Consider the following 17,112-nt stretch of genomic DNA (forward strand, 5'->3'; position numbering starts at 1 on the left):
TGTCGGCCCTCTAACGCGGTTGGTGCCATCCCCGGAGGAAAAGTTCGATAGCCCGACGAAAAAATGCCATTGATCATTTTCCGTTTGCACCGGGCAGGGCACAGCTGGTATCTGTACGCATAACCAGTATTCGTTCGCTATGGCCCCAGAATTCCCGTGACTGCCAATCCCCTCGACGACCCGTTCTATTACCTTAACAACTTCCGGCAAGTGCTTGATTGGCTTGAACTTCGCTACGCCGATGTGATGAGCGAAACGGAATACGCGTTCATCCGCGACTTCAACGCCTTGCCCCGGGTTTCACAAGGTTTGCTGGTGCGGATGGTGATGCGCAAGGGCGTGCATTTTCGGGCGGGCAAACTCAATTATTTAGAAATCGGCGACATCGCCGAGGCCGCGCAACCGTTGCTGGAGCAAGGCTGGATCGACGAGCACGCACCGCTGGCCCTCGCCGAGCTGTTCGACGTGTTGCTCAAGGCCGAAATTCTGCAAGCGTTTGCAGCCTTCATCGAGCAGCCCAAGGGCCGCAAGGACGATTGGCTGCCGATACTCGCCGAGCAGTTTGCAGACGCTCGCAGTCTCTGCGAATGGGCGCCGCTGCTCGATGATCGTTTGTTCAGCCTGACCATCATGGACCTGTGTGACCGCTTGCGTCTGATGTTCTTTGGCAATCTGTATCAGGACTGGTCGGAATTCGTCCTCGCTGACCTCGGCATCTTCACCTATGAAAAAGTCGAATTCTGCGCGGATTCGCGAGGCTTGCGCAGCCGCGCAGACGTCGACGCCTGCCTGTTCCTGCACGACTGCCAACTACGCTTCGAGGCCGGTGAGCCGCTGGACATCATTGTCGAGCAGATCAGCGCTTTGCACTTCGACAACCCGTGGCTGCAACGCCGGCGTGGCAAGGTGCTGTTCCAGATCGGCCAGTATTGCGAGCGCATCAGCGAATTTGTCCTGGCCCTGAGCATTTACCGCGACTGCGCCTATCCCGGCGCCCGGTTGCGCATGATTCGCGTGCTGGAACGCAGCGGCGAATACCCGCTGGCGCTGGAACTTGGAACATTGGCAGAGCAGGCGCCGGAAAGCGCCGCCGAGCAGCAAGGCCTGCAACGGATTCTGCCAAGGCTGCGGCGTAAGCTCGGCGGCCCGCCGCTCAAGCGCACAACCGCGAAGCCCGTCGAGCGTCTGGACCTGCACTTGCCGCGAAGCGATCCCGCGTTGTCCGTGGAGTATTACGTGCAGGCGCATCTGCACGATGACGATGGTCCGGTGCATTACGTGGAAAACAGCCTGATCAATTCGCTGTTCGGTCTGTTGTGCTGGCCGGCGATCTTCGCGCCGTTACCCGGGGCGTTCTTTCACCCGTTCCAGCGCGGCCCGGTGGACCTGCTCAACGAAGATTTCCAGCAACGCCGCGCCGAGCTGTTTCAGGCGTGCCTGAGCGAACTCGACGACGGTCGATATGCGGCGACCATTCGCCAGCGCTTTATCGACAAGTGGGGCATCCAGTCGCCATTCGTGTTTTGGGGCGCATTGAATGAAGAGCTGCTGGAGCAGGCACTGGCCTGTCTGCCCGCCGAACACCTCAAACACTGGTTCAGCCGTTTGCTGCTCGACATCAAAGCCAACCGCGCCGGCATGCCCGACCTGATCCAGTTCTGGCCGCAGCACAAAACCTACCGGATGATCGAGGTCAAAGGCCCCGGCGATCGCCTGCAGGACAACCAGTTGCGCTGGCTGGAGTTCTGCCATCAACACCAGATGCCAGTGGCGGTGTGTTACGTGCAATGGGCGGAGCAGAACGCTTGAGCTACAGCATCGCCGTGCGCGTACTGTGCGAGTTCACCGCCAAAACCGGCGACCTCGACCTGCGCTTCACACCATCACCCACGGCGCTGGAAGGCATTGCCGGCCACCGTACCGTGGCCTCACGGCGCAGCGAAAAGTATCAAAGCGAAGTGGCGCTCGAAGGCGAGTTCCTGCAATTGAAGGTCAAGGGCAGGGCGGATGGCTACGACCCGGCGCAAACCTGCCTGGAAGAAGTCAAAACCTACCGTGGCGACCTGAGCAAGCAACCGGCCAACCACCGCCAGTTGCATTGGGCGCAGGCGAAGATCTACGGCTGGTTGATGTGCCGCAAGCTCGAGCTTGAACAGATCAATCTGGCGTTGGTGTACTTCGATATCGTCAGCGAGAAAGAGACCTGTCTGGTCGAAGCGTTCAGCGCAGATGCGTTGAAAGCGTTTTTCGAGCAGCAGTGCCGACTGTTCCTGCAATGGGCCGAACAGGAAATGGCCCATCGCGAGGCGCGCAATCGGGCCGCGCAACAACTGGCGTTCCCCCATGCGGATTTCCGTCCCGGCCAGCGGCATCTGGCCGAGTCGGTATTCAAGGCCGTCAGCACCGGGCGTTGCCTGATGGCCCAGGCACCGACCGGCATCGGCAAAACCCTCGGCACGCTGTTCCCGATGCTAAAAGCCATGGCACCGCAGCAACTGGACAAGGTGTACTTCCTCACCGCCAAGACACCGGGACGCAAACTGGCACTGGATGCCAGCCAGGTGTTGTTCGATCAGTCGCCAGCCTTGCCCTTGCGGGTGCTGGAAATGGTCGCTCGGGACAAGGCCTGCGAACACCCGGACAAAGCCTGTCACGGTGAATCCTGTCCGCTGGCCCAAGGCTTTTATGATCGCCTGCCTGCCGCGCGTGAGGCAGCCAGTCGAATCCAGTTGCTCGATCAAGCCGCCATGCGCGAGGTCGCCGCGCAACATGCGGTGTGCCCGTATTACCTGAGTCAGGAGATGGCCCGTTGGGTGGACGTGGTCATCGCTGACTACAACTATTACTTCGACTTCAGCGCCATGCTCTTCGGTCTCGCCCAGCTCAACCAATGGAAAGTCGCGGTGCTGGCGGACGAGGCGCACAACCTCGTCGAACGGGGGCGGCAGATGTACAGCGCCAGTCTCGATCAGTTCACCTTGGGCAGCGTACGCAAAACCGCACCGGCGCCGTTGAAAAAGTCTCTGCAACGGATCAACCGTGAATGGAACGCCCTGCATGCGCCGCAATTGACCGCGTATCAGGCGTACGACAAAGCCCCGGAAAAACTCCTGCAAGCGATTTCGCTGTGTTGCGCCGCCATTGGCGATTACCTCAATGATCATCCGCAAGGCCTCGACAGCGGCTTGCAGAACCTCTATTTCGACCTGCTGCAATTCAGTCGGGTAGCGGAGCTGTACGACGAGCATTACCTGTTCGACATCAGCAAGCGTGACCTCGACCGTAAAAAGCCGCTGTCGCAATTGTGCCTGCGCAACGTGGTGCCGGCCGCGTTCATTGGCCCGCGCCTGAAAGCGGCGCGCAGTAGCGTGCTGTTTTCCGCGACCCTCAGCCCGCGCCACTATTACGCCGATTTGCTCGGTACGCCCGCCGACACCGTGTGGATCGACGTCGAATCGCCGTTTTGCGCCGAACAGTTGCAGGTGCAGATCGTCAGCCGCATCTCGACGCGCTTCAACCATCGGCAAGCGTCGCTTGAGCCGATCGTCGAATTGATCGCGCGGCAGTTCAGCGAACGTCCGGGCAACTATCTGGCGTTTTTCAGCAGCTTCGATTATCTGCAACAAGTGGCGTCGCTGCTCGCTGAGCGGTATCCGCACATTACCCTGTGGCAGCAATCGCGGGGAATGCTCGAAGGCGCGCGGCAGGCTTTTCTCGATCAATTCACCGCACACAGCCAGGGTGTCGGCTTTGCCGTGTTGGGCGGTGCGTTCGGCGAAGGCATCGATCTACCCGGTGCGCGACTGATCGGCGCGTTCATTGCGACGCTGGGGCTGGCGCAGTTCAATCCGGTCAACGAACAACTCAAACACCGCATGGCCGCCATCTTCGGCGCCGGTTATGACTACACCTATCTGTACCCCGGCGTGCAGAAAGTGGTGCAGGCCGCCGGGCGAGTCATCCGTACCCGCGAGGATCGCGGCGTGGTGATGCTGATTGACGATCGCTTTGCCGAGAGCCGGATCAAACAGCTGCTACCGCGCTGGTGGGCGATCAATCATGAGACGGCCGCTTCCCAATTCGCCGGATTGACGCATACTTCTGCTCATGACAATGCCCGGTGAGTGTGATGAGCGAAAAAACCAAGACTGCTGCGATCGAAGAGATGCGTTTTCGTCTGCTGATCGATGCGGTGGTCGACTATGCGATCTACATGATCGATCCCGACGGCATCATCACCAGTTGGAACTCCGGCGCCAAACGCTTCAAGGGCTACGAAGAAGCGGAAATCCTCGGCGAACATTTCTCCCGCTTCTATACCGCTGACGACCGCGCCGCCGGCCTGCCGCAACGGGCGCTCGACACGGCGATCCGTGAAGGACGTTTCGAAGGCGAGGGCTGGCGGGTGCGCAAGGACGGCACCAACTTCTGGTCGCACGTGGTGATCGACCCGATCATCGATCCCAATGGCGTACTGCTCGGCTTCGCCAAGATCACCCGCGACCTGACCGACCGCAAGATGGCCGAGGAAACCCTCAAGCGAAGCGAGCAGCAGTTCCGCTTGCTGGTGCAGGGCGTCACCGACTATGCGATCTACATGCTCAGCCCCGAAGGCCGGGTCAGCAACTGGAACCAGGGCGCCCAGCGGATCAAGGGCTATCTGCCGGAAGAAATCATCGGTCAGCACTTTTCGATCTTCTATACCCCCGAAGACCGCGAGCTCGGCGAGCCGGCACGTGCGTTGGAGATTGCCACCCGCGTGGGCCGCTTTGAAAACAAGAGCTGGCGCATGCGCAAGGACGGCACGCGGTTTCTCGCCCATGTGGTGGTCGATGCGATTCGTGGCGATACCGGCACTTTGCTCGGTTTCGCCAAGATCACCCGCGACATCACCGAAGCCCATCAGGCGCAGCAAGCGCTGGAGAAAACCCGGGAAGCGCTGTTCCAGGCGCAGAAGATGCAGGCCATCGGGCAACTCAGCGGCGGCATCGCCCACGACTTCAATAATCTGCTGACGGTGATCCTCGGTAACCTCGAGATCGTGCAAAAGCGCGTGGGTGACGATGCGAAAGTCAGCCGTCTGCTGGAAAACGCCACCCAAGGTGCATTGCGCGGTGTGTCGCTGACCCAGCGCATGCTGGCGTTTGCGCGCCGTCAGGAATTGAAAACCGAGTCGGTCGATATTGCGCAATTGGTTCAGGGCATTACCGGGTTGTTGCGCAGCTCCCTGGGGCCGGGCATCCGTATCGATACGCGGTTTCCCGACGATCTCGAACCGGTGCTGGCGGACACCAATCAACTGGAGCTGGCCTTGCTCAATCTGGCGACCAACGCCCGCGACGCCATGCCCGACGGGGGCGCGGTGAGCATCACCGCTGAACCGAAAGTGGTGCTTGAGCTGGGGCATTCGGATCTGCCCGCGGGGCGTTACGTCTGCCTCAGTGTGATCGATACCGGGGAGGGCATGGATGCGCGCACACTGGCGTCGGCCAGAGATCCGTTTTTCACCACCAAAGGCTTGGGCAAGGGCACCGGACTGGGGTTGTCGATGGTCCACGGCTTTATTGAACAGCTCGGTGGCCGTTTCATTCTCAAGAGCGAAAAGACTCAAGGCACCACGGCTGAACTCTGGATTCCGGTGGCCGTCGAGGGCGTGGTCAGCAAGCCGCTGCTGCCACACGCCGAGCCGGTGGTGGTGCCAAGACTCAGCGTACTGGTGGTGGATGACGACTCATTGGTCTTGACCAGTACCAGCCTGTTGCTCGAAGACCTCGGTCATCGCGTGGTCAGTGCGACGTCCGGTGCGCAGGCGCTGGCGTTGTTCGATCAGGGCGAGGTCATTGACCTGATGATCACCGACATGGCCATGCCGCAGATGAGCGGCGCGCAACTGGCCCACGCAGTGCGCCTGCTCAAACCGGATCTGCCGATTATCCTGGCCACCGGTTACGCCGAGCGTCTGGAAGGTTTTGCCGCGCAACTGCCACGGTTGCCCAAGCCGTTCACGCAGATGAATCTGGTGGCAATCATTGCTCAATCGATGAAGTGAGGCGCCGGTCAATCCGGCTGAACTTGCGCGCCAACGGGGACTTCTAAACGTTTTCCCCACCCCGGAGCGTGCATCTTTTGTCTCGCATACTGACTGAGCCCACCGCTGAAGAAACCCTGACCGAACATGACGCGAAAATGTTCGGCTCACCCAAGGAACGGCTGGATTTCTATCGCCGGGAGATCCAGTACGAAACCAGTATTCTTGCCAACCGTACCGATGCCTATCTGGCGGCGCAGTCGTTTCTGGTGATTGCCTTCGCCTCGTGCATGGCCAACCTCAACCCGGAGTGGGGCAAGTTGTTCACGCTGGTGGTGCCGCCGTTTCTGGCTCTGCTCGGGTTGCTAAGCTCGCTGAACGCCTGGCCGGGGATTCGCGCGGCGTACGACATCATCGATCACTGGCATTTCAAGCAGAGCCACTTATTGCACAGCGAGCCGCTGATGGGCCTGGCGTACGACGAATCGCCGCTGTTCAGCGAGATGGAGTCGAGCCACAAGGGGTATCGCAAGTCGCTGCTGTTTTCGGTGCGTACGCCGTGGATCTTTGCGACGTTCTGGGTGTTGCTGGGGAGTTATGCGGTGTTTATTCAGGTGACCAATCCGGGGGGATGATTGGTCTTCACGTAAAAGCCCGGCTCATGTAGCCGGGCTTTTTCCATTTTGGCTGGATTTTGTGGTGCACTTTAGATCGATCCCCCTCACCCCAGCCCTCTCCCCCAAAGGGGGCGAGGGGGAAGGGAGCAGATCTTCGTGCAGTTCAAAATCTGCGTTCGACTCGGTATCTCAGTGCAGATCTTTGCGCTGCTCAAAATCTGCGTGCAACCCGGTATCTCAGGTCGGCGTATCTCAACCATTCACCGCGGTCAGTTCCCTCTCCCTCTGGGAGAGGGCTAGGGTGAGGGGCTGTTCTGGCTTACTCCACGGTCTCAAGCTCTCGACGCAACGCCACCGAGTTCTGCGAGGACATTGGAATCGGCGGGAAGTCTTCATTCAAGACGCACAAATGGTCGATCGCATCTTCAAACATCGAATCGGCTTTCTTGCGCAGCGCGCGGTAGCGCTCAAACTGTTCAATGTCCAGATCAGCCACGTCGAGCAGCGCATTGGCCGCGCGGTTGAGGGTGTGGGCGTTATCGAACAATTGACGATTGCGTTCCAGAGCCAGTGCTCTGCAAGCCTTGATTTGCGCAGGAGTCGAGCATTCTTTCATGACCGTAACCTTATTCTTCAAGGATTCCTTTAACAGGCTTAAACGCCGCAGTGGAACCGAACCTGCCGGGCCCCGCCGGATGCATCTGGCGAGGGGTTATGCTTGTGACTGCCAGCGATTACCCCTCGATCCATTTTTTTACAGCAAGAAGTTCGATCAATTTCCTGATGAAACCCGTAATCAATAATCAGGTTTTTTGTTTCTTATGTTGTTCGTAGCGCGCCAGGATCGGCTGCGTGCTGATGCCATGAAGCAAAATGCTCAGCGCCACCACCGACAAGGTCAGGTCGGTACACACGCTGGCCACGCTATCGGTCAGCCCATGATTCAAGGCATAAAACAGATAGAACAGGCTACCGATCCCGCGAATGCCGAACCAGCCGATCAACAGCCGTTGCCGCCCCTCCAACAATGCACCCCACGGCATCAGCGCGACGCAGGCCGGGCGGATCAGGCAGAACAACACGCCGCCCACCAGCAACGCCCGCCAGTCCCAGTGCGCCACCAGCACCACGCCGAGCAGGGTCACCAGAAACACTTCCATGGCGCGTTCGACCAGACTGCCGAACGACAGCATGTCGCCCATCATGATCCCGGCGGCAACCTGGCTGCTTTCCAGCCGTTCGGTGTCGCCGTGTACCGCGTGTTGCGGTTCGACGTTCTGATGGCCGACCACCGGTTGCACCAGATGCTCGGCAGGCATTTGGCTGGCGCCGGTGGATTTCACTTCGACCTGCCGCAGGCCCAGGCCAGCGGCGAACACTGACAGAAAGCCATAACCGCCAATCGCCTCGGCGACGACATAGGCCAGAGCGATCAGCGACAACGCCAGATAATCATTCGGGCTGAGCGTACTGTCGTCATTGTGGATACGCAGCGAGAGAGTCACGCGACCGATACCGCGACCCATCCAGTAACCGGTGAGCAATCCTGCGGGCACCGCCCACAATAAATTGCGCAAGACCCAACCCTGCCACTCGGCGGCAGAACCGTCACCGTGAATCAACAACAAGCCGAGAATCACGAAAGGAAACGCCACCCCGTCATTAAGCCCTGCCTCACCCGACAGGCCGAAACGCACGCTGTCGACATCCCGGGCATCGTTGACCTGCACCAGCGCCGCCAGCACCGGGTCGGTCGGTGCCAGAATCGCGCCAATCAACAGTGACGGCCCCCAAGGCAAGTGCAACGCAAAGTGCAGCAGCAGACAAACGCCGACGATGGTCAGCACCATCACCGGCCCGGCCAGACCAAAGGCGATCCGCCAGCGCTTGTCGCGCAGGGGCAGGCGCAACTTCAGGCCACAGACGAACAGGGAAAACAACACCGCGACTTCCGTCAGGTGCTCCATCCACAGCGAGGCGTTTTCCAACGATAGTTTCAGCAGATCGAGGCCGCTGGGGCCGATGCCGATCCCCAGCAGCAAACACACAGCCGAAGTGGTCACTGGCATCCAGCGCAGATACGACGAGGTCAGTGCCAGGGTCAGCAGGACCGCGCCGAGGACCGCCACCCACACGACAAAACTCATGATGTGCCGCCCTCAGTGATTAATGACGGCCGCCTGCAGAGACCCTTTCGCTTCTGACGCCGCCCCTGTAGGAGCTGCCGCACGCTGCGATCCTTTGACCTTGTTTTTAGCATCCACATCAAAAGATCGCAGCCTGCGGCAGCTCCTACAGTGCGTTTACTCACAGCATCGGCTTACCGCCGGTCACGCCATAGCGCTGGCCGGTGATGTAACTGGCTTCGTCCGAAGCCAGCAGCACGTAGATCGGCGCCACTTCAACCGGTTGGCCGGGGCGGCCGAGCGGGGTGTTGCCGCCGAAATTCTGCACTTCCTCGTCGGGCATGGTCGAGACGATCAGCGGCGTCCAGATCGGTCCGGGTGCCACGCAGTTCACGCGAATCTCTTTCGGCCCGAGCATCTGCGCCAGACCGCCGGTGAAGTTGGCAATCGCGCCTTTGGTGGTGGCGTAGGCGAGCAGGGTGGGTTTGGGCATATCCGAGTTGACCGAGCTGGTGTTAATGATCGACGCGCCGGCACTCATGTGTTTGATCGCCGCCTGACACAACCGGAAAATCGCGGTGATGTTGACGTCGAAGGTCATCACCCATTCTTCGTCGGGGATTTCCTCGAAGGTTTCGTGGGTCATCTGGAATGCGGCATTGTTGACCAGCACGTCGATGCGGCCAAAGCGCTCGACGGTCTTGTCGACCAAGGCCTGACACTGAGCCTTTTGCGCGATATCGCCTGGCAACAGCAGGCATTGACGCCCGGCCTGCTCGACCCAGCGCGCAGTTTCCTTAGCGTCTTCGTGTTCTTTCAGGTAGGCGACCGCCACGTCAGCGCCTTCACGGGCGAAAGCAATGGCCACTGCGCGGCCGATGCCGCTGTCGGCGCCGGTGATCAGGGCAATCTTGCCGGCCAGTCGCCCGGAACCGACATAGCTTTGCTCGCCGCAATCGGGATAGGGCTCCATTTTGCGCTGTGAACCGGGAACGGCCTGGGCCTGTGCGGGGAAGGGTGGTTTTGGATAGTCGGTCATCGCGGGTCTCCGAGGTCTCAGGGCAGGTATGGGTGGTTGACCCGGTGCGTTTGCCGTGAGTTCGATCGGATTTACACGCGACGCAAATTCCCTGTAGGAGCTGCCGAAGGCTGCGATCTTTTGATTTTGATCTTCTAAAAAAGCAAGATCAAAAGATCGCAGCCTTCGGCAGCTCCTACAGGGGATGTGGTGTTTTCAGGTGTTGCGTTGTGTCAGGGCGCGCTCCATGCGGGCGATGCCTTCTTCGAGCAACGAGCGCGGGCAGCCGAAGTTCAGGCGTACGAATTGCTGGTGTTGATCGCCGAAATCCAGACCCGGGCTCAGACCCACTTTGGCCTGCTCAAGGAAGAACTGCTGCGGATTGTCCAGATCCAGCGCCGAGCAATCCAACCAGGCCAGATACGTGCCCTGCGGGACATTGATGGTCACGCCCGGCAAACGGCTGCGCACCGCGTCAACCAGCCAGTCACGGTTGGCCTGCAGGTAGGTTTTCAACTCGGTCAGCCATGGCGCACCTTCGCTGTAGGCAACGCGGGTGGCTTCCATGCCCAGCGGGTTGACGCTGTCGACCATGCCACAACGGGCGTGATTGACGCGTTCGCGCAGGGCGGCGTTCTGGATGATCATGAACGAGGTCTTCAGACCGGCGATGTTGTAGGCCTTGCTCGCCGACATCAGGGTGATGGTGCGCTCGGCGATCTGCGTGCTCAGCGACGCGGTCGGAATATGCACGCGACCATCGAAGCACAGCTCGGCGTGGATTTCGTCGGAGATGATCCACGCGTCCTGCGCCGCACAAATGTCGGCCACGGCTTGCAGTTCTTCACGGGCAAACACCTTGCCGATCGGGTTGTGCGGGTTGCTCAGCAGCAACGCGCCGCCACCGTTCAGCGATTCACGCAGCACGTCGAGCGGCGTCAAGTAAGTACCGTCAGCTTGCGCGACGAACTCCAGCTCAACCTTGTTCAACCCCCAATGCCCCGGGGCGTGGCGCAGCGGCGGGTAGTTCGGCACCTGCACCACGACGTTCTGTTGTGGCTGCACCAGTGCTTTCAGAGACATGTTGAAACCGGACTCGACGCCCGGCAGGAAGATCAGGTCTTGCGGTTGGACCTTCCAGGCGTATTTGTTCCAGAGGTCGGCGACGATGGCTTCACGCAGGTTTTCCTGCGCCACGCTGTAGCCCACCAACGGGTGCAACAAGCGTTGCTGCAGTGCCTCGATCACCACCGGCGGCGCGGCGAAATCCATATCAGCGACCCACATCGGCAACACGTCGGCCGAATAGCGGCTCCACTTGGTGCTGCCGGTGTTGTGGCGGTCGAATACCTGATCAAAATCGAAAGTCATGCGCGGTCTCGTGAAGGCGGGATTGGTCCTGGACGCCATTCTAAGCCTTACGCGATCCATGTGGGAGCGAGCTTGCTCGCGAAGGCGTCGGATCAGCCAGCATCGATGTTGAATGACACACCGCTTTCGCGAGCAAGCTCGCTCCCACAGGGTTTGGTGGTCTTCAATGATAGAGCCGACAAACGGCCGACGGTCGGTTTTCACACAGATCGTGTGGGCATTGTCTACAGTGAAAAGGTCGGCACTTGTCTGCCGCAACCGTGATTGTCCAGATAAAACCCGGCACCAGTACCGGGTTCCACCTGATCAGGAGTGCACGATGGATCTCAGCCGTCGTCAGTTCTTCAAGGTCGCTGGTATCGGCCTTGCAGGCTCGAGCTTGGGCGCGTTGGGCATGGCCCCGACGCAAGCCTTCGCCGAGCAGGTGCGCCACTTCAAGCTTGCCCACACCCATGAAACCCGCAACACCTGCCCGTATTGCTCGGTCGGCTGCGGTTTGATCATGTACAGCCAGGGCGATGGAGCGAAGAACGTAGCGCAGAGCATCATTCACATCGAGGGCGACGCCGACCATCCGGTCAACCGCGGCACCCTTTGCCCGAAAGGCGCAGGCCTTCTCGACTTCATTCACAGCCCCGGCCGTTTGCTTTACCCGCAAACTCGCAAACCGGGCAGCAGTGAATGGACGCGAATCGGTTGGGACGAAGCGCTCGACCGCATCGCCGACCTGATGAAAACCGACCGGGACGCCAACTTCATCGAGAAAAATGCCAACGGGCAAACGGTGAATCGCTGGCTGAGCACCGGGTTCCTCGCCGCATCGGCGGCGTCCAACGAAGCCGGTTACATCACCCAGAAGGTGATTCGCAGTCTCGGCATGCTGGGGTTCGATAACCAGGCGCGTGTCTGACACGGCCCGACGGTGGCAAGTCTTGCCCCGACGTACGGCCGTGGTGCCATGACCAATACCTGGACCGATATCGCTAACGCGAATCTGATCCTGGTGATGGGTGGCAACGCAGCAGAAGCGCATCCGTGCGGCTTCAAATGGGTGACCGAGGCCAAGGCGCATAACGCTGCGCGGCTGATCGTCGTTGATCCGCGTTTTACCCGCACCGCTTCGGTGGCCGACTACTACGCGCCGATCCGCACCGGCACTGACATCGCCTTCATGGGCGGGCTGATCAATTACCTGCTGACCGAGGACAAGATCCAGCACGAATACGTGCGCAATTACACCGACGTGTCGTTCATCGTCAAAGCAGGCTATGGCTTTGAAGACGGCATCTTCAGCGGCTACGACGTCGCCAAGCGCAGCTACACCGACAAATCCGGCTGGGGTTACGAACTGGGCGACGACGGCTTCGCCAAAGTCGACCCGACCCTTCAAGATCCGCGCTGCGTCTATCAATTGATGAAGCAGCATTACAGCCGCTACAACATCGACCTCGCGAGCCAGATCTGTGGCATGCCGGTCGACGCCATGCAGAAAATCTGGGAAGAGATCGCCACCTGCTCGATCCCGGGCAAGACCATGACGATTCTCTACGCCCTCGGCTGGACCCAGCACTCGATCGGCGCGCAGATCATCCGCAGCGCGGCGATGGTGCAACTGTTGCTGGGCAACGTCGGCATGCCCGGTGGCGGGGTCAACGCCTTGCGCGGGCACTCAAACATCCAAGGGCTGACCGACCTTGGCTTGCTCTCCAATGCACTGCCGGGCTATCTGACACTGGGCAGCGACACCGAACAGGATTACGCCCAGTTCATCCACAAACGCACGCAAGTGCCGCTGCGTCCGGGCCAACTGTCCTACTGGCAGAACTACAGCAAATTCCACGTCAGCCTGATGAAGTCGTGGTACGGCGCCAACGCCACTGTCGAGAACAATTGGTGCTACGACCATTTGCCGAAACTCGACATCCCCAACTACGACGTCCTGAAGATGTTCGACCTGATGAGCCAGGGCAAGGTCAACGGCTACTTTTGCCAAGGCTTCAACCCGATCGCCGCGCTGCCGGACAAGAACCGCGTAATGGGTGCACTGGCCAAGCTGAAATGGCTGGTGGTGATGGATCCGCTGGCCACTGAGACCTCGGAGTTCTGGCACAACGTCGGGCCGTATAACGATGTGAAAAGCGAGGAGATCCAGACCGAAGTCATTCGCCTGCCCACCACCTGTTTTGCCGAAGAGGACGGCTCACTGGTCAATAGCAGCCGCTGGCTGCAATGGCACTGGAAAGGTGCCGATGGCCCCGGCGAGGCGCAGACCGACATCCGCATCATGGCCGAACTTTTCCTGCGCCTGCGCAAGCGCTATCAGGCCGAGGGCGGCAAATTCCCTGATCCGCTGCTGAAGCTGACCTGGCCATACAAGATCGCCGACGAGCCTTCGCCGGAAGAGTTGGCCAAGGAAATCAACGGCAGCGCCGTGGCTGATTTCACCGATGCCACCGGCGTTGCGGTTAAGGCCGGCTCGCAACTGGCCGGGTTTGGCTTGCTCAAGGATGACGGCAGCACCGCGTCCGGTTGCTGGATCTTCGCCGGCAGCTGGACCGAGGCCGGCAACCAGATGGCCCGGCGCGACAACAGCGATCCGTTCGGCATGCATCAGCATCTCGGCTGGGCATGGGCCTGGCCGGCCAACCGGCGAATTCTCTACAACCGTGCTTCGGCGGACGTCGCGGGCAAACCGTGGGATCCGAAAAAACGCCTGGTGTGGTGGAACGGCAAGGCCTGGGGCGGCACCGATGTGCCGGATTACAAAGCCGATGTGCCACCAGAAGCCGGGATGAACCCGTTCATCATGAACCCCGAAGGCGTCGCGCGGTTCTTCGCCGTCGACAAGATGAACGAAGGGCCATTCCCCGAACACTACGAGCCGTTCGAAACGCCGATCGGCATCAACCCGCTGCACCCGCAAAACAAGAAAGCCACCAGCAACCCGGCGGCGCGGATCTTCGATTCGGTCTGGGAAACCCTCGGTGAGGCCAAGGACTTCCCGTACGCCGGCACCAGTTACCGGCTCACCGAGCATTTCCACTTCTGGAGCAAGCACTGCAAGTTGAACGCGATTGCTCAACCCGAGCAGTTTGTGGAAATCGGCGAAGTGCTGGCGAAAGAGAAGGGCATTGCTGCCGGTGATCGCGTGCGCGTCAGTTGCAAGCGCGGCTTTATCGAAGCGGTGGCGGTGGTGACGAAAAGGATTCGGCCGCTCCAAGTCAACGGCCAGGTCGTGCATCAGATCGGCATCCCGCTGCATTGGGGGTTCACCGGTCTGACGCGTCACGGTTACCTGACCAACACCCTGGTGCCGTTCCTCGGCGATGGCAATACACAGACCCCGGAATCCAAGTCATTCCTGGTCAACGTGGAGAAACTATAGATGGCCAGCCAAGACATCATTGCCCGCTCGGCCACCACAACCGTGCCGCCGTCGGTGAGGAATCAGGAGGCAGTCGCCAAGCTGATCGACACCACCAAATGCATCGGCTGCAAGGCCTGCCAGGTCGCCTGCTCGGAATGGAACGAGCTGCGCGACGAGGTTGGCCACAACCACGGCACCTATGACAACCCGCAAGACCTCAGCGCCGAAACCTGGACGTTGATGCGCTTCACCGAGCACGAAACCGACGCCGGCAACCTCGAATGGCTGATCCGCAAGGACGGTTGCATGCACTGCGCCGAGCCGGGTTGTCTGGCGGCGTGCCCGAGCCCCGGCGCGATCATCAAACATGCCAACGGCATCGTCGATTTCGATCAGGATCACTGCATCGGTTGTGGTTATTGCATCACCGGTTGCCCGTTCAACATCCCGCGCATTTCGCAGAAAGATCACAAGGCCTACAAATGCACCTTGTGTTCGGACCGCGTGGCGGTGGGGCTGGAACCGGCCTGTGTGAAAACCTGCCCGACCGGCGCGATCGTCTTCGGCACCAAGGAAGACATGAAGGAACACGCCGCCGAACGCATCGTCGATCTGAAAAGCCGTGGCTTCGAAAACGCCGGTCTGTATGACCCGGCCGGTGTTGGCGGCACGCATGTGATGTACGTGTTGCACCACGCCGATACGCCGACGATCTACGCCAACCTGCCGCAGGATCCAGCGATCAGTCCGTTGGTTGGACTGTGGAAAGGCATCAGCAAACCCTTGGGTCTGCTGGCCATGGGCGCGGCGGTATTGGCCGGGTTCTTCCATTACGTGCGCATCGGCCCGAATCGCGTCGAGGAGGATGAACATCCGGCGCCGCCCGACACCTCGGTGCACGTCGTCGACCCGGCGGTGCACACCTTCGATCCACGCGGGGAGGAGCGGCCATGAGCAACAAGACGATCCTGCGATACACCGCCAACCAGCGCACCAATCACTGGCTGGTGGCGATCCTGTTTTTCATGGCCGGGCTGTCCGGGCTGGCGTTGTTTCATCCGTCACTTTTCTGGCTGAGCAACCTGTTCGGTGGCGGGCCGTGGACGCGGATTCTGCACCCGTTCATGGGCATCGCGATGTTTGTGTTGTTCCTCGGCCTGGTGTTCCGTTTCTGGCGTGCGAACTTCTTTATCGACAACGACTGGAAGTGGATGCGCCGCATCGATCGGGTGCTGGTCAACGATGAAGAAAGCGTGCCGCCGGTAGGCAAGTACAACGCCGGGCAGAAGCTGCTGTTCTGGACTTTACTGCTGTGCATGCTCGGATTGCTGTTCACCGGGCTGGTGATCTGGCGCGCGTATTTCAGTGCGTATTTCGGCATCACCGTGATTCGCTGGGCGATGCTCCTGCATGCGCTGGCCGGGTTCATTCTGGTGTTGAGCATCATCATCCACATCTATGCCGGGCTGTGGATCAAAGGCTCGGTCGACGCGATGATGCATGGCTGGGTGAGCCGCGCCTGGGCGAAGAAACACCACGAACTCTGGTATCGCGACATCACCCGCGATGAACGCCAACCGGACGTGCCGGAGCGACCGATCACCAAAAAGGGCTGACTTTTGCCAACCATTCTGGAACCTGGGGAAATCGAAGCGGCGGCGAGTTCGCCGCCGTTTCTGCATCTGCCGCCTTCGAACCTGTTTGCGCTGCGGGCTGACCGACTGGAGCAACTGGCCGAGGGGCATGCGCTGGCGGAGTATCTGCGGCTGATTGCCGGGTTGTGCCGGGTGCAGCAGCAGGTATTTGACGATCCGCCGCTGACGGCGCCGTTCGATCAGCAACGGATCGAGGCTTGCCAGCAGCATGGTTTGCCTCCGTTCGCGGCTGACACGTTGGTGCGTGAAGAGGGCTGGCAGGCTTATCTCGAAGCTTTGCTGCAGCGTTATGATCCTTCTGAGAATCCCGCTGTTATTGATGCAGTGACGACGTTGCGGGTCGCCAGTATCGGCCAGTTACGTTCGTGGGCCGTGGCGTTGGTCAGTGGTCAATACTCAATGGTGCCGGCGCAACTGGTGCCGTTTCTTGGCGCGGCGCTGCAAGTGGCGTGGAGTCACTGGCTGCTCAGCGCGCCGGACCTGAAACTCAAACCCGGCGACAGCCTCAGCCAATGCCCGGCCTGTGGTTCACCGGCGATGGCCGGGGTGATCCGCCATCGTGGCAAGCACAACGGTTTGCGATATCTGGTGTGTTCGCTGTGTGCGTGTGAATGGCATGTGGTGCGGGTCAAGTGTGTGTACTGCGAGTCGAGTAAGGGTCTGGATTATTTCAGCCTTGAGGATGATCGCCACGCGGCTAATCAGGCGCCGATAAGGGCGGAGGTCTGTCCGGGCTGTAACAGCTATCTGAAACTGGTTTATCTGGAAAACGATGCCGATGCGGAGGCGTTGTCGGCTGATTTGAGCAGTCTGCTGCTGGATATGCGTCTGGCGCAGGACGGTTATCAGCGCCTGGCGCCGAATCTGTTGCTGGCTCCGGGAGACGAATGAAGTGAGCGTCTACACTCTGGCGCAGTGATCTGTCTCCAG

At 60.2% G+C, this 17,112-nt stretch carries 12 protein-coding genes; 8 read left to right on the top strand and 4 right to left on the bottom strand.

The genetic code is table 11. From position 1 onward, the window contains the following. Positions 1-156 precede the first annotated feature (156 nt). The 4 genes from FGA82_RS00280 (at position 157) to FGA82_RS00295 (ending at position 6,663) form a co-directional block, all read left to right on the top strand. A complete protein-coding gene (locus tag FGA82_RS00280) occupies positions 157-1,809 on the top strand; it encodes a VRR-NUC domain-containing protein (protein WP_141125583.1) in 1,653 nt (550 codons plus the stop codon). After that, positions 1,806-4,124 (top strand): ATP-dependent DNA helicase, encoded by a 2,319-nt coding sequence (locus FGA82_RS00285; RefSeq protein WP_141125584.1) that lies wholly within the window; start codon positions 1,806-1,808, stop codon positions 4,122-4,124. Before FGA82_RS00280 ends, FGA82_RS00285 begins: the two co-directional genes overlap by 4 nt. Positions 4,125-4,129: 5 nt before the next feature. Continuing rightward, positions 4,130-6,049, top strand: a complete 1,920-nt coding sequence (locus FGA82_RS00290) for a hybrid sensor histidine kinase/response regulator (RefSeq protein ID WP_141125585.1) — start codon at positions 4,130-4,132, stop codon at positions 6,047-6,049. Positions 6,050-6,126: 77 nt separating this feature from the next. Continuing rightward, on the top strand, positions 6,127-6,663 hold the full coding sequence (locus tag FGA82_RS00295; protein ID WP_016983364.1) for a hypothetical protein: 537 nt from the start codon (positions 6,127-6,129) through the stop codon (positions 6,661-6,663). A 301-nt stretch (positions 6,664-6,964) separates the two neighbouring features. Here the strand turns inward: FGA82_RS00295 and FGA82_RS00300 are convergent, their stop codons facing one another. The 4 genes from FGA82_RS00300 to FGA82_RS00315 form a co-directional block, all read right to left on the bottom strand. Next, entirely contained in the window at positions 6,965-7,261 is a 297-nt protein-coding gene (locus tag FGA82_RS00300) for a hypothetical protein (RefSeq protein ID WP_141125586.1), read from the bottom strand. A gap of 187 nt (positions 7,262-7,448) precedes the next feature. Further along, positions 7,449-8,792, bottom strand: coding sequence for a cation:proton antiporter (locus FGA82_RS00305; protein WP_141125587.1), 1,344 nt, complete (start codon positions 8,790-8,792; stop codon positions 7,449-7,451). 160 nt (positions 8,793-8,952) lie between these two features. After that, entirely contained in the window at positions 8,953-9,810 is an 858-nt protein-coding gene (locus FGA82_RS00310; protein WP_141125588.1) for a glucose 1-dehydrogenase, read from the bottom strand. A 195-nt stretch (positions 9,811-10,005) separates the two neighbouring features. Next, complete coding sequence (locus FGA82_RS00315) at positions 10,006-11,160, bottom strand: MalY/PatB family protein (RefSeq protein ID WP_141125589.1); 1,155 nt, start codon at positions 11,158-11,160, stop codon at positions 10,006-10,008. Positions 11,161-11,479: 319 nt separating this feature from the next. Here FGA82_RS00315 and fdnG point away from each other — a divergent pair, with 319 nt between their 5' ends. Genes fdnG through fdhE form a run of 4 tightly spaced genes read left to right on the top strand, consistent with a single transcriptional unit; the run spans position 11,480 to position 17,073 of the window. Further along, on the top strand, positions 11,480-14,545 hold the full coding sequence (gene fdnG / locus FGA82_RS00325; RefSeq protein ID WP_141125591.1) for a formate dehydrogenase-N subunit alpha: 3,066 nt from the start codon (positions 11,480-11,482) through the stop codon (positions 14,543-14,545). Beyond that, positions 14,546-15,481, top strand: coding sequence for a formate dehydrogenase subunit beta (gene fdxH / locus FGA82_RS00330; RefSeq protein ID WP_141125592.1), 936 nt, complete (start codon positions 14,546-14,548; stop codon positions 15,479-15,481). It abuts the gene before it with no gap. After that, on the top strand, positions 15,478-16,143 hold the full coding sequence (locus FGA82_RS00335) for a formate dehydrogenase subunit gamma (RefSeq protein WP_141125593.1): 666 nt from the start codon (positions 15,478-15,480) through the stop codon (positions 16,141-16,143). Before fdxH ends, FGA82_RS00335 begins: the two co-directional genes overlap by 4 nt. A 3-nt stretch (positions 16,144-16,146) precedes the next feature. Beyond that, positions 16,147-17,073 (top strand): formate dehydrogenase accessory protein FdhE, encoded by a 927-nt coding sequence (gene fdhE, locus FGA82_RS00340; RefSeq protein ID WP_141125594.1) that lies wholly within the window; start codon positions 16,147-16,149, stop codon positions 17,071-17,073. Positions 17,074-17,112: the final 39 nt, after the last annotated feature.

It is taken from the genome of Pseudomonas fluorescens, assembly GCF_005938625.1.
Classification (GTDB): Bacteria; Pseudomonadota; Gammaproteobacteria; order Pseudomonadales; family Pseudomonadaceae; genus Aquipseudomonas; species Aquipseudomonas fluorescens_BD.